This window comes from Alkalihalobacillus phoenicis, assembly GCF_047302405.1.
GTDB lineage: Bacteria > Bacillota > Bacilli > Bacillales > Bacillaceae_D > Alkalihalobacillus.
This window is the reverse complement of record NZ_CP154853.1, coordinates 4,578,935-4,593,751: the sequence shown is the minus strand read 5'-3', so window position 1 is coordinate 4,593,751 and position 14,817 is coordinate 4,578,935. Positions and strand designations below refer to the sequence as shown.

At 39.0% G+C, this 14,817-nt stretch carries 12 protein-coding genes; 1 reads left to right on the top strand and 11 read right to left on the bottom strand.

Translation table 11 applies throughout. The features are described from left to right. Window positions 1–2: 2 nt before the first annotated feature. Genes AA0017_RS21530 through AA0017_RS21520 form a run of 3 tightly spaced genes read right to left on the bottom strand, consistent with a single transcriptional unit; the run spans window position 3 to window position 3,309 of the window. Complete coding sequence (locus AA0017_RS21530; RefSeq protein WP_413377878.1) at window positions 3–947, bottom strand: type II secretion system F family protein; 945 nt, start codon at window positions 945–947, stop codon at window positions 3–5. A 21-nt stretch (window positions 948–968) separates the two neighbouring features. Continuing rightward, window positions 969–2,195, bottom strand: coding sequence for a CpaF family protein (locus AA0017_RS21525; RefSeq protein WP_413377876.1), 1,227 nt, complete (start codon window positions 2,193–2,195; stop codon window positions 969–971). Next, window positions 2,188–3,309: an AAA family ATPase gene (locus tag AA0017_RS21520; RefSeq protein WP_413377874.1), complete on the bottom strand. Its 1,122-nt coding sequence runs from the start codon at window positions 3,307–3,309 to the stop codon at window positions 2,188–2,190. Before AA0017_RS21520 ends, AA0017_RS21525 begins: the two co-directional genes overlap by 8 nt. A gap of 830 nt (window positions 3,310–4,139) precedes the next feature. On the opposite strand from AA0017_RS21520, the gene AA0017_RS21515 reads away from it, so the two are divergent. Further along, window positions 4,140–5,690 (top strand): zinc ribbon domain-containing protein, encoded by a 1,551-nt coding sequence (locus AA0017_RS21515; RefSeq protein WP_413377872.1) that lies wholly within the window; start codon window positions 4,140–4,142, stop codon window positions 5,688–5,690. Between the two features lie 1,008 nt (window positions 5,691–6,698). Here the strand turns inward: AA0017_RS21515 and AA0017_RS21510 are convergent. The 8 genes from AA0017_RS21510 to AA0017_RS21475 form a co-directional block, all read right to left on the bottom strand. Continuing rightward, a complete protein-coding gene (locus AA0017_RS21510; RefSeq protein WP_413377870.1) occupies window positions 6,699–7,157 on the bottom strand; it encodes a hypothetical protein in 459 nt (152 codons plus the stop codon). A gap of 151 nt (window positions 7,158–7,308) precedes the next feature. Then, a complete protein-coding gene (locus tag AA0017_RS21505; RefSeq protein WP_413377868.1) occupies window positions 7,309–7,920 on the bottom strand; it encodes a thymidine kinase in 612 nt (203 codons plus the stop codon). A 195-nt stretch (window positions 7,921–8,115) separates the two neighbouring features. Continuing rightward, window positions 8,116–8,361 carry a type B 50S ribosomal protein L31 gene (locus AA0017_RS21500; protein ID WP_413377866.1) on the bottom strand — a complete coding sequence of 82 codons (246 nt, stop codon included), beginning with the start codon at window positions 8,359–8,361 and terminating at the stop codon, window positions 8,116–8,118. Window positions 8,362–8,577: 216 nt separating this feature from the next. Continuing rightward, entirely contained in the window at window positions 8,578–9,849 is a 1,272-nt protein-coding gene (gene rho / locus AA0017_RS21495; protein ID WP_413377864.1) for a transcription termination factor Rho, read from the bottom strand. A gap of 401 nt (window positions 9,850–10,250) precedes the next feature. Beyond that, a complete protein-coding gene (gene glpX, locus AA0017_RS21490) occupies window positions 10,251–11,216 on the bottom strand; it encodes a class II fructose-bisphosphatase (protein WP_413377862.1) in 966 nt (321 codons plus the stop codon). Between the two features lie 72 nt (window positions 11,217–11,288). Further along, on the bottom strand, window positions 11,289–12,572 hold the full coding sequence (locus tag AA0017_RS21485; RefSeq protein WP_413377860.1) for a UDP-N-acetylglucosamine 1-carboxyvinyltransferase: 1,284 nt from the start codon (window positions 12,570–12,572) through the stop codon (window positions 11,289–11,291). 573 nt (window positions 12,573–13,145) lie between these two features. Next, window positions 13,146–13,784 (bottom strand): fructose-6-phosphate aldolase, encoded by a 639-nt coding sequence (gene fsa, locus AA0017_RS21480; protein WP_413377858.1) that lies wholly within the window; start codon window positions 13,782–13,784, stop codon window positions 13,146–13,148. A gap of 167 nt (window positions 13,785–13,951) precedes the next feature. Next, window positions 13,952–14,815 (bottom strand): class II fructose-bisphosphate aldolase, encoded by an 864-nt coding sequence (locus AA0017_RS21475; RefSeq protein ID WP_413377856.1) that lies wholly within the window; start codon window positions 14,813–14,815, stop codon window positions 13,952–13,954. Between the last annotated feature and the right edge of the window lie 2 nt (window positions 14,816–14,817).

Genomic DNA, 14,817 nt, shown 5'->3' with positions numbered 1-14,817 from the left:
GCTCACACCTCAATTTTCATAATTCGTTGACTGAGCCAGTACGAGAATAGCAACAAGCCTAAACAAATCGTCATAATAATCGGTCCAAGATTTTCCCACTGATACAGCGGGTCCATATACTCGCCCGATGAGTATCGCAAAAAGGCAACTAAGGCGATCGGCATCACCGATAAAATTCTTGATTCGAATTTTTTCTGAGCCATCATGACCTGGACTTCTTGTTGAATATCGACCTTTTCACTAATGACATCCGATGTTCGCCGAATGACTTCAACCAAGTTCCCACCTGTTCGTTTACACGTAATAAAAACATCGGCAAAATTTAAAATATCCTCTGAATCAGAACGGTTCGCCAAATCCTGAATCGCTCGCTCAATCGTTTCCCCATTTTCAATACGGCGATTAATAATTTCAAATTCGCGGATGATATGCGTGTTAGGGTCTGGGTAAAGCAGCCTTAAGTCACCGACCACTTCACGAAAGCTATTTTCAATCGACCTCCCTGCAGCAAGTGATGAAGATAAGGAGGCAATTGCCTCTTTAAACTGGAGATTCAGCTTTTCTTTCCGATTAATTTGTAATGTTTTTCTACGCATTTTTGGAAAGAAGAAGGCAAGAGAGCCGATGATCGCAACCGCAATCCAACTTTCATAAAATAAATAACCAAGTAATCCTAAAACGGTAAAGGCAACAAAGAAATAATAGAGCCATTCTTTTTTTGATAAATGGTATTTTGAATAATCAATCAAATGACCTTCTACTTGTTTTGGTGTTTTTCGTTTATTGGCTTCCTCTCGAATTTCTCTAGCTCGTTTCGCAAAGCTGCTCTCCGCTTTTAATTCCTTGCCGTCAAATCCGTCTTTCTCTCGTTTTTTCCGCTTGCGGACGGCATTAATATAAACGACAACTAATCCGACTAAAAATAATATCAGAAATAGATCAAACATTTCTTCATCTCACCTCCATTCTTACGAAACGACGATTCCGGCTTGGCGCAATTTCGAATCAGAATGAAGCTTATTCCCTGTTGGCTTTAATGTTCCGATAATCTTGCCTTCTTCGTCTTCTCCCTCTTCTACAAATTCAAAAAGAGGATTTAATTGAATGTCACCATTTTCAATTCCAACTAATTCGGAAATGGAGACGACCTTACGTGAATGATCGCGTAGCCTTGATAAATGAACCATAATATCAATCGCTGAATTAATTTGCTGACGAATGACTTGAACAGGTAAACTCGCTCCGCTTAAGACCATCGTCTCTAAACGGCTTAACATATCATTTGTTGAGTTGGCGTGACCGGTTGATAATGAACCATCATGTCCGGTATTCATCGCCTGTAGCATATCAAGAGCCTCGGCTCCACGAACCTCTCCAACAATTACACGGTTCGGACGCATTCGGAGGGAAGCACGGATTAAATCTCGGATATTAATTTCGCCTCGCCCTTCTGTATTGGCATTTCTTGTTTCCAAACTAACAAGGTTCGGGACTTGCTTAATTTGTAACTCAGCGGAATCCTCGATCGTGATGATTCGCTCGTCTTTTGGAATAAAATTAGATAAGACATTTAGGAAAGTCGTTTTACCTGAACCTGTTCCTCCCCCAATAAAAATGTTGTATTTAGCTCGGACAAGTTTCTCTAAAAAATCAGCGACCTCATTAGAAAGAGCACCTTTTTCAATTAAGTCCTCAATCATTAATGGCTTTTCAGGGAACTTCCGAATCGTGATAACTGGCCCTTTTAAAGCAATCGGTGGCAGTACCACATTGACACGAGAACCATCTTGAAGCCTTGCATCGACAATTGGCGAAGATTCATTCACGACTCGGTCGACTTTTGAGACAATCGCCTGAATGATATCCTCAAGTTTTTGTTTGCTCTCAAACTTCATATCAACCTGACTAACTTCCCCATTGCGCTCGATAAAAATCTCTTCATGGTTGTTGACCATAATTTCGGTAATCGATTTATCATCAATTAACGGCTGCAGGACGTCATAACCACGAAAAGAATGGTAAATACGCTCAACAATCCATTTCATCTCGGCTGACTTTAAGCGATGCTCCTCGGCATAATCAAATACCGCCGCCTCGATGTAATCAACCAACTCATCATTTGGAATCGAATGCATGAGATCCAATGATTCACGCAACTTGGTAACGAGTTCTTTAATCACTTTATCTTCAACCAATCGAGACACCATCCCGTTCTTGCTCAATTAATCCTTTAGTAATCGTGATCAGCTCTTGATTGTAATGAGGATCATAGAAAATTTGCTGTGTATCGGCTATTTGTGACCAAGATGGGACATTCGGTAAATACCCTCGCACAGGGAGATTATACGTTTGAAAGGATGATTGCAATTGCCCATTAAAACGATTCATGATAATCGTCGTTTGCTCTTCAATCCCATTTCCAGGACCAAACAAATCCTCAAAGTGTTCAAACAGCACTTTCGTTTTGTGAAAGCTTTGTAAATCATTGTTCATCATCCAAATGATTTGGTCAGCACTTTCGATTGCCGCTTTTGTTAATGACGTAATCGAGCTATCTAAGTCAATTACGATGTAATCATACTGTTCGGTTTCAACTAAAGCCTTAATCAGTACTTTTGTTTCATCTTCTGTTATTTCTTGTAATTCAATTGGACTAGGGAGTAAATCAAAATAGTCGACCTTTGTATGTTGATCGTACTTTTTTAATTTTTCGATCTTCGCCAGCAATTCATTTGGTTTTGCTTTTAGGTAATAAAAAATTTGTAAAGATGGTTTATCCTCACTCGATGAAAAATAAAGGCTTGTTGAATTGAGCAATTCTAAATTCAAATAAAAGACATTTTTATTCGTTAAAGCCAGCTGTCGACTCACATTGACGGCAAAAGTTGTTTTCCCAGAACCACCTACTGGAGAATAAACCGCTAATACCTTTGTTTTAATAGAACCTGAACCTGTTTTGGTTGGTGATTGATGCTGTTCGTAATAGAGGGATAAAATATCTGAGATGACTTGATTTAAAGGTTGGTATTTAAAAACACGTGCCTCTTCGTCATTTACCTGCTTTTTGTCCTCCACTAACGAAACAAGTAAACCATCAAAATGGAAAGAGTCAAACTGGCTACGGATCTGTTCATTAACCACGAGTAAGTCAACATGGGCACCACTGTTTAAATATTTAAGAACACTGTCGTTTGAAGAAAAGAACTTCACATCAAAATTGGACTTCATATTCGATGAAATGACATATTCTCCAAAAGAAGATAAATAGATGGAATCTTGATCTGCCACTACAAGCTTTAATTTCTTCATTATGAATCACCTGCTTCATTTACTTTTATATTTGATTTGTCCTGTACCAAAAGACATGCTTGTTTTTTTCATTTGTCATTTTATACAAATCTTATAATCTAAATGGTATTGTACTAAATTCACCATCAAAATTGCGTAAAAACCCCAAAAACAGGGTATTTCTCCTATTCTTACAACCGCTAGCTCTCCTTCGCCCTTCTTTCAAATTCATCATTTACTCAATTGCCTCAACCATTGGTACGACAACCCGGAAACCGCTTCGACACATATTAATTCATACATATAAGAGAACATATAAATACACATTTTCACATTTTTAACTTTTAAAAATATAGTAACTTCTGGGACATTTACCCTAATTTCGTCATATAAATCCATACAATAAATGGTTGTTTACCGCATCATTTTTTTAAAGACACTTAAAAAGAATGATTAAATTGGAAGTTATTTCAATAATAAGACCGAAATTTTTTCACTATGAACATACAGAACGACATAATTTGACAGATATCTACACGCCCTCCTCTCCCCTTTCTCCATCTTTAACAGCCTCCATCGTGCTTTTTGTCTAGAGTCGTTTCCTCATTTAACTTTTTAATTGAAAATTCTAAAAAAACACTCTAGACTTTTTTTGAAGATTACTAGTCTTTATGGTATGATTCATTGTGCGTTTAACAAAAACATTCCATTAACTTAAATATGCCTATGCAGTATTTACCCCTATTTCAAAAAATCAATCCATTTTTTTTGATATTTTTTGAAGTTTGTTTTCATTATTAGGATTCAATTCCTTTTTCAATAGATAAACGCTTTAGAATGGAGGAAGATCATTGAAATGTAAAAAATGTCAAACACCTTTAAAAGAAGGTGCTGCCTTTTGTCCTGAGTGCGGAGCAAAGGTCGAACAGAATGAGACGAGTAAAGAAATGGAACAGAAACAATCTGAGGAAAAAAAGCCATTTTGGACAATGAAAGTGATTACAATTGTCACAATTCTTGTATTACTATTGGCGACGGCGATAACCTTTTATATTCTAGGTTCCCAATCGATTGACCCTGAGCAAACGGTCGCTGATTTTCAAAATGCGGTTCTGAACGAAGATGATGAGTTAGTTGCCCAATTATTAGATCCAACGATATCTGATTGGAATTATTCACGAGCCGATGCCGATGCCTTAATTAAATACTTAAATAAAAATGAAAATGACCGTGAATATTTGTTTGAAGCATTAGAAACCCAAGCCGCTGCTTTTGCGAATGGCGATCGGAATACCGCTCTCTCAGCCTCACTCCTTAACAATGGGCAAGGCTCATTAGGAATGACTCAAGAAGGGAAAAAGTGGTTCATTTTTGATGATTATCGAATTAAAATCAGCCCACTTTATTTAACCATTTATGTCAATGAAGATGAGGCCACCTTAACCATTAATGGTCGTGAACAAATAGCTTCGACAACCGCTGATGAAGAAATTCCCTTCGGACCCGTAAGTCCAGGGACCTATGAAATGGAAGCGATTATCGAAGGTCGTTACGTCGATGCCATAGAAACCGAGACTTTAGACCTTTTTCAAGTGGGAAGCTTCGAACAAACCGTTAACATTGATTTTGACATTGCCAATGTAAAAGTAACGACAAACTATGATGACACTGCCGTCTATATTAACGGACAAGAAACGGATTATGTCGCAGGAACAACCGAAACAGACATCGGAAGGCTGCCACTTGATGGAACAGCAAAATTAACCTTTGAACGAACATTCCCGTGGATTACGATGACATCAGATGAAGTTGATGTGGATGATGAATTTATTAACTACAACGAATTTGTCGCCATGCCTGATGAAGAAATGGAAAAAGTCATGGAGATGCTCAATGAAAATTGGGAGCAAATGCTCGAATCGTTAGTAGATGGCAATGTCGATCAAATGGCCTTTGCCTCTGAAGACTACAAGGATAGAACTCAAGGTGAATATGAAAAGATCGCCACTTCAAGAAACAATTATGAATACACTTTTTTAACAGCAAAATACATTAAAGAAACACTCGAACAACCTGAATTTAACCCACAATCAGACCGTTATGAATTAACCGTTCGAGTCGAATACGCCTACGAAGAACCAGATGCTAAAACATATGCGATTTTACGAGAAGGCCAAATTAATCGAACCGGTTATGAAATGCTTGTTTTTTACGATGAAGAAGCCGAACAATGGTTAGTTGAAAATTATAGTGTCGGTCATTTCTTCATTCAAAGTTCAACCCATACCATTGAATTTGAATTTAATGAAAGTTCCTCTTCAAGTGAGGAAGAAGAAGAAGAAGAGGAAGCGAGCACGGATGCTGAGTCTGAGGAAAATGAAGACGAGGCCGAAGAAGAATAAAGGCATTATTATATGTTAGAAAAGATGAGAGCCTTAATTGGCTCTCATCTTTTTTGTTATTGTAGGATGGAGATTCGTCAAGTGCCTGACTTGTCAAAAAGGAAGGCCCCTATGAAGCTCGAAACCGTTGAATTAGAGGCACAAAGGCAATCATTGAGCTCCTTTGATTCCTAATGACATCCCATCTGGGCCGCTATCGCATTCATTGAGTGCCTATGATTCCTAATGACATTCAATCTGAGCCACTATGGCATTCATTGGGCTTCATTGATTCCAAAAGACATCCCATCTGAGCCTCTATGGCATTCATTGGGCTTCAATGATTCCTAATGACATCCCATCTGAGCCACTATGGCATTCATTGGGCTTCAATGATTCCTAATGACATCCCATCTGAGCCGCTATCGCATTCATTGAGTGCCTATGATTCCTAATGACATTCAATCTGAGCCTCTATGGCATTCATTGAGCTCCTTTGATTCCTAATGACATCCCATCTGAGCCACTACGGCAATCATCGGGCCCTTATGATTCCTAATGACATCGAATCAGGGCCGCTATGGCATTCATTGAGCTCCTTTGATTCCTAATGACATCGAATCAGGGCCGCCATGGCATTCATTGAGCTCCTTTGATTCCTAATGACATCCCATCTGAGCCTCTATGGCATTCATTGAGCTTCAATGATTCCTAATGACATCCCATCTGAGCCTCTACGGCATTCATTGAGCTCCTTTGATTCCAAAAGACATCGAATCTGAGCCACTACGGCATTCATTGGACATCAATTCGACAAGCGCCTGTCACTTTTCGAATTGAACTTGTCAACCTGCCGAAACTGTATTCGCTCTCCAATCTTAACTGCCTGGCTTTTCATTACTCATCCGCTGCTATTCGCTCCTTACCTAATAACTCCGCCACTTTTTAATCCCAATCTTCTCTTTTCCGCAATCGGGCCGGCTGTTTTCACCAAACAACATACAAAAAAACACCTAGTCCTTCATTGGACTAAGTGTCTTTCTCGTTAACATGATATTGGTAACGTGGCATTTGGCGTCTTAAGGCTGATTTTAATTCTTTGATTTGTTTATCTTTTTCATCACCATTTAGACTTTGTGGGATATCAACATGTACATAGACATGGCTTCCGACAATAAAGGCAAGACCTGGAGTAAATTCTGTATGGTTTTCGATGATTTCTATTATTTCCTCTTTATCATCACCTAAAGTCCGCTGTGATTGGGTCGAACTTTGGTAACTTAAACCTATTTGTCCATAAGGTGCTTGTTTGTTCATTCTGCTATATTTCATCGGCCCGGGCCCAAATAATGTATGAGTAATATCTTGAACTGTGACTGTTTTTTCTTCCGCTCCTGTTGATTGCACCTGTGGAGATTGTGGGTTCGTACAGCCAACGAGTCCGAATATGACGCCTAAAATGAGTATCGATAATATGTGCCTTTTCACTTTATTGCACCTCCAATGGTAAACACTAACGTGTACTATTAGAGTGCCCGATTCCCAAAAGAGCTTTCATGTCAAAAATGACCAACCTTGATTTCTTACCTCAGCCAAACAATATTCCCAGCTGCTCCTTAAATGAATCAGCTAATGAACATCAATACTGCTCTTGCTCTACATATAGCATAGCTGAGTTCGGCTTGTTTGGTACGTCGTGGCAATGGCGGCAGCGTGGCTCATAAGCTTCTGATGCTCCAACGAGAACGACTGGGTCATGATAAGAAGCCGGATTACCATTTAATAAACGCTGCGTTCGGCTTGCTGGAGATCCACAAGAAGCACAAACAGCTTGAAGCTTTGTCACTTCTTCAGCTAAAGCTAATAGTGGTTGAATCGGTCCAAATGGTTCCCCTCGAAAATCTTGATCCAAACCAGCACAGATGACACGAATGCCTTGATTGGCTAACTGCTGACAAACTTGAATGATTTGCTCGTCAAAAAATTGAATTTCATCAATCGCGACGACTTTTACATCGGCTTCGATCTCATGTAAAATGTCGATTGATTTTGAAATAGGCATGGCAATCACTCTTGTTCCATTATGTGAAACAACTTCATCATCACTGTATCGATTATCAATTTTTGGTTTAAAAACTTGGACTTTCATTTTACCGAAAGTTACTAAACGGACACGACGGATTAATTCCTCGGATTTCCCCGAAAACATACTGCCACAAATAACCTCGATCCAACCTTCTCGCTTTAACATGTTAAACTCCCACCTTACCGTACATTCTATTTACTGCTTGTCCTTCTATTATGAACAGAACCACTTAGACATCCTCTAAATGGAACGTATGTATATGAGTTCATTCTCAATTAAATGTGTGATTGAGCTTAAAATATCAACCTTAAAAGTGAAAAAAACAGGCAAGGAATTAACGCTTGCCTGTTCTTCTTAAAATTACTTAAGGTTATATCTTTTCTTAAAGCGGTCAACACGGCCACCAACATCAGTAAGTTTTTGCTTACCAGTGTAGAATGGGTGTGAATCTGCACTAATCTCAACCTTTAATAATGGGTATGTGTTTCCATCTTCCCATTCGATTGTTTCTGCAGATCCTTTTGTAGAACCACTTAGAAATTTGAAACCTGTGCTTGTATCCATGAATACTACTTTTTGGTAGTTAGGATGAATGCCTTGTTTCATATCTTTCATCTCCTTTTGCCCTGAATCTCTTCGAAACAGAGTTAATCACACATGACGAAATTATATCAATGTGACACGCTTTTTGCAACATAGTTTCGTCGAAAAAAACCAAATGACCAAGATTATTTTTTCAAGCTGATTAAATCCGAATCAAAAATACCGCTATATATAAGGTTTGATGAGCTATTAGTCGTATCAGGATAAATTAAATTTCCACTATTTTCTACGACTTTGACCGCTCATATCCTTTTCCATTTCGTCAAAAAATTCTTCATTCGTTTTTGTATCACGTAAACGACGGATAAATTTATCAACAAAATCAGGAGTATCATTCATTGTTTTGCGAATAGCCCATAGCTTATCAAGCTGATCTTTTGGCATAAGCATTTCTTCTTTTCTTGTGCTGGAACGACGAATATCGATCGCTGGGAAAATACGACGCTCCGCAATTTTGCGGTCAAGATGTAATTCCATATTTCCTGTTCCTTTAAATTCCTCAAAAATCACATCATCCATCCGTGAACCTGTTTCTACTAAAGCGGTTGCTAAAATCGTTAAGCTCCCACCTTCTTCAATGTTTCTTGCAGCCCCAAAAAATCGTTTAGGACGATGGAACGCTGCTGGGTCAATCCCGCCTGATAATGTTCTTCCACTCGGTGGAATAACTAAATTATAGGCTCTTGCTAAACGTGTAATACTATCCATTAAGATGACGACATCTTTACGGTGTTCGACTAAACGCATCGCACGCTCTAAGACAAGCTCTGCCACTTTAATATGATTTTCTGGCACTTCATCAAACGTTGAACTCACAACTTCTGCTTTTACTGAGCGTTCAATGTCCGTTACTTCCTCTGGACGCTCATCAATGAGAAGAACGATCAACTCAACATCAGGATGATTATCAGCAATACTATTCGCCACTTCCTTCATTAAAGAAGTTTTCCCTGCTTTTGGAGGAGCGACGATTAAACCACGTTGTCCAAATCCAACTGGAGAAATCATGTCAATAATCCGAGAAGATACCCGACCTGGCTTTGATTCAAGATTGACTTTCTTCTCTGGATAAAGGGCCGTCAGTGCAGGAAAATGTGGGCGCTCTTTAGACGTTTCTGGAGCTTCGCCATTTACAGCTTCTACATGGAGCAATCCATGATAGCGTTCATTTTCTTTTGGTGGACGAACCTTCCCAGATACTTTATCACCATTTCTCAAATCAAAACGGCGGATTTGTGATGCAGAAATATAAATGTCTTCTGAACTCGGACGATAATTAATCGGTCTTAAGAACCCAAACCCTTCCGATTGAATAATCTCTAAAACACCTTCCATAAACATTAGGCCGTCTTGTTCTGCTTGTCCTTTTAAAATGGAAAAAATTAATTCTTTTTTTGTTAATTTACTGTAATACGAAACCTTAAATTCTCTAGCAAGCTCATAGAGTTCTTTCAGTTTCATACTTTCTAATTCTGTGATATGGACTCCCATAGTTACACCACGTTTCTATAATAATAAAGATACAAAAATGATCAGAAAAAAATAAATAATAATAAATATATCTTATGTTTTTCTAAAGGAAATTGGTTGATTATACTTGAGTAATAACCCTTCAGTAGTAATGGAGGTTTTTGAGAAGATTATTTGGGTGAGATTCGTCTTCTATTTATTCAAAAAACAATCTCGCTCTTTTGCGAAGGTCTGCCGTTGTATTTGGTTTGTTGCTCGTCCTAATATCGATAACATTATCTTATTTTAACCATACTTAAGCAAAATATTCAATATATCTTTTGTGGTAATTTCGCGAACAACGCTCACTTTGTTTTAAAAAAGACCGACAAAGTACTAATAGACTTTGTCGATCTTCTCACACGACCGGTTCTCTAATCCTCTTAACGAATCACTAGATCTGGTTTCTTTTTCATACTATGAGTACCATCAATAAAACGAACGGTTCCTGATTTCGCTCGCATAACTAAAGAGGATGTTGTTGCAGAACTCCCTTTGTACATAACACCTTTTAGAAGTTCCCCATCTGTTACACCTGTAGCAGCAAAAATACAATCGTCGCCACGGACAAGATCATTTAATTGAAGGACACGGTTGACATCTTCAATGCCCATCTTTTTACATCTTGTTAGTTCTTCATCCGTTTGTGGCAATAAACGTCCTTGGAAGTCCCCTCCCAAACATTTTAAAGCAACAGCAGCAATAACGCCCTCTGGTGCACCGCCAGAACCTAACATAATGTCCACACCCGTATCATCAAAAGCTGTATTAATGGCCGCTGCCACATCGCCGTCAGATAAAAGTTTGATTCGCGCACCGGCATCCCGAACCTCTTGAATAATCTTTGCATGACGCTCACGATTTAGAATCGTCACGACTAAATCTTGAATATCTTTATTTTTAGCTTCAGCCACCGCTTTAAGGTTGTCAATAACAGGAGCATCCAGACTGACCTTTCCAACAGACTCAGGTCCGACTGCAATCTTTTCCATATACATATCTGGTGCATGCAAAAGGTTCCCGTGATCAGCCACGGCAAGAACCGCTAAAGCATTCCACTGGCCAGCTGCTACGATGTTCGTTCCTTCTAACGGATCAACAGCTACGTCCACACGTGGGCCATAGCCATTTCCTAATTTTTCACCGATATAAAGCATCGGAGCCTCGTCCATTTCCCCTTCACCGATGACGACTGTTCCTTTCATTGGAATCGTATCAAACACATCACGCATCGCCTCTGTGGCGGCTCCGTCTGCAGATTCTTTCTCGCCACGTCCCATCCACCTTGCTGACGCTAAAGCAGCTGCTTCTGTTACTCGAACTAGTTCCATCGAAAGGCTTCTTTCCATTGTTGTTTCTCCCCTTTTTCTTTATTATTTAATATTGATGGCCTTCTCATAGTTAGTATTTCTAATTAAACCCTAGTTTTTTACTTGATCCAATTCTTCACTTGTCATCTTTTCGCGCCAAATTTTAGCTCCAAGGCCTAAAAGTTTCGCTTCTAAATCTTCATATCCACGGTCAACATGCTCTAAACCTGTTAATTCGGTAATTCCATCTGCCATTAAACCAGCGACAACTAAAGCCGCCCCTGCTCGGAGGTCGCTTGCTTTCACCTTCGCACCTTGAAGCTCTGTTCTACCATTTATAATCGCAGAACGTCCCTCTACCTTGACATTTGCACCCATTCTTCGCAATTCATCAATATGTTTAAAACGGGCATTATAAATCGTATCTGTAACAAGGCTTGTCCCCGCGGCTTGTGTTAAAAGACTTGTAAACGGCTGTTGCAGATCAGTTGGAAATCCTGGATAAACAAGCGTCTTGATGTCGACACCTACTTTATCGCCAATCCCGGAAATTTCGACTTGATCATCACGAACATCAACACTTACATTCATTTCTCTTAATTTCGCAATTAAAGATTCGACATGATAAGGAATAATATTATCTACAATCACACGTTGCCCCATTGCTGCCGCTAAAATCATATAAGTTCCTGCTTCAATTCGATCTGGGATAATAGAATGACGGCAGCCTTTTAAAGAATCCACACCATCGATACGAATGACATTTGTTCCGGCTCCTTTAATTCTTGCCCCCATATTTGTTAACAATGTCGCAACATCGATAATCTCGGGCTCTTTTGCTGCATTTTCAATAATCGTTTGCCCTTTAGCTCGAACCGCTGCAAGCATAATATTAATCGTCGCACCGACACTGACAACATCTAAATAGATTTTGGCTCCAATAAGCTCATCGGCACGCAAATAAATCGCACCTTGTTCATTGGTCACTTTTGCCCCAAGTGCTTCAAAACCTTTTATATGCTGATCAATTGGTCTTGGTCCTAAATTACAACCACCCGGTAAACCAATAACAGCCTTTTTAAACTTACCGAGCATTGCCCCCATTAAGTAATAAGAGGCTCGAAGTTTTTTAACTCGCCCATTTGGTAAAGGCATCGCAAACATTTTTTCTGGGTTAATCTTAATTTCACGCTCCGACAATTCCACTTCTCCACCAATTTCTCGCAACAATTCTGCTAGGAGATCAACGTCTGAAATCGCTGGAACGTTATCAATTGTCACAGTCGAATCGGCTAAAATCGCGGCTGGAATTAACGCTACCGCACTATTTTTTGCCCCACTTATTTGAACGGTTCCTTCTAACGGAAGGCCACCTTGAATCATCAATTTATCCATAATCGCATCCCTTCTATGCCTGCTAACGGAATATGTACGACATTCTTTTCATACTTATTTCCATTATAACCATTTGCATGAAAAAGTAACGAATGACATATGTCTTCTTTTATTTTTTTCATAAAATAAGCTTATCATGTTTTTGAGAAGTGAGGATGTAAAATTTTATGAGTCCTTCGTCATCTTTTTTAATAAAACAAAGCAAACTAATTAAAGTGTGAGTCAAAATTTGTTTTTGTTTTGTCTGAGGTGAAATGTAGGAAAAGAGGCTGGGACAAAAGAGTTTTTCCTACTAAGAAATCCGAACTTAATAATAGTTTAGCCTAAAGCACTGCGGGGCTCCCGTACTTCACTTCTCCCGCAGGAGTCTACGTATATTCCCCTCTGCTAAGGTTGTATCATGTTCGCATTCTCGGTTAATCACTTTAGTTTTGTCCTAGCCTCTTCAGTTACTTGATATATATAGAAAAGTCGACAAAGATGTATGACACGCTTTGTCGACAACCTCATTATGCTTGAATTGGATTCGGGCTGCTATTAAAAGCCATTATGACCTTCGGAGGTATTATTCTCTTATTTATTCCAATCTGCTAAAAACTTCTCAATCCCTTGATCTGTTAATGGATGTTTCGTTAATTGCTTAATAACGTTAAATGGAATAGTTGCAATATGAGCACCTTTAATAGCTGCTTCTGTCACATGAACAGGGTGTCTAACAGAGGCGGCAATGATTTCAGTATCAATTCCGTGCACATTAAAAATGCTTGAGATTTGCTCAATTAAAGTAAGACCATCTGCTCCAATATCATCTAAACGTCCTAAAAAAGGTGACACATAAGTAGCTCCAGCTCTAGCAGCTATTAATGCTTGAACCGCAGAGAATACAAGTGTTACATTTGTTTTAATACCTAATTCAGAAAAAGCATGAACCGCCTTAAGTCCTTCAACAGTCATTGGAACTTTAACAGTTACATTAGGAGCAATCGCGGCAAGTTCTTTTCCTTCCTCAATCATTCCTTCTGCATCTAGTGCGATAACTTCAGCACTAACAGAACCCGGAACAAGGGACGTGATTTCACGAATTCGATCATGAAAATTAACCCCTTCTTCTTTTGCTACTAATGAAGGGTTTGTTGTAACACCCGCCAAAATACCTAATGCATTTGCTTCTTTAATTTCTTCTAAATTCGCTGTATCAATAAAAAATTTCACTTCTCTTCACCTCTACCCATTTTATTTAAGCGTTTTCTTTCAGTCTCTAATTATCTAGAAAAACCAATAACCTTATTGCGTTGTCTTTTTACTTTAAAAGATTTAAAAAAGGGAAGGAAAAAGCTCACCTATATAGGCACCCTTTCCCTTCTCCACTTCAAAAATATTTACGCACGATTAGAAGAACCGAATTCTTGCATTTTACCTTTAACCGTTTCTTTAATCGCTTCACGTGCTGGCCCTAAATATTTACGTGGATCATATACATCTGTGTCTGCAGCTAGAACTTCACGAACTGCTTTAGCTGAAGAAATTTGACTTTCTGTGTTCACGTTAATTTTTGCATGACCAAACTCAATTGCTTTTTTAATATCTGCAGTAGGGATACCTGTACCACCGTGTAATACTAGTGGAATACCTACTAAAGAATCAATTTCTTTCATATGATCAAAGCCTAGATTTGGCTCACCTTTATAAGGACCGTGTACAGAACCTAAAGCTGGAGCAAAACAATCAACTCCTGTTGCTTCTACTAATTCTTTACACTCTGCAGGAATCGCATAAGCTGCTTCTGCATCATCTACAATTAAGTCATCCTCTTGTCCGCCAATACGTCCAAGTTCTGCTTCTACAGAAACACCTACAGAGTGAGCAATTTCAACTACTCGTTTTGTAATCGCAATGTTTTCTGCTAGCGGATGATGAGAACCGTCAATCATGACAGATGTGAATCCAGCGTGAATCGCTTGAACACATTTCTCTAAGCTTGAGCCATGGTCAAGGTGAATCGCTACTGGAACCGTAACTTTGTACTCTTCCATTAACGCTTTAACCATAGTTACAACGGTTTTAAATCCACCCATATAACGTGCAGCACCTTCAGAAACCCCAAGAATAACCGGTGACTTTTCTTCCTCTGCTGCTTGTAAAATCGCTTGTGTAAATTCTAGGTTGTTCAGGTTAAACTGACCTACCGCATAACCTTCCGCCTTTGCTTTGTTAAGCATTTCTGTCATTGAAACTAAAGGCATCT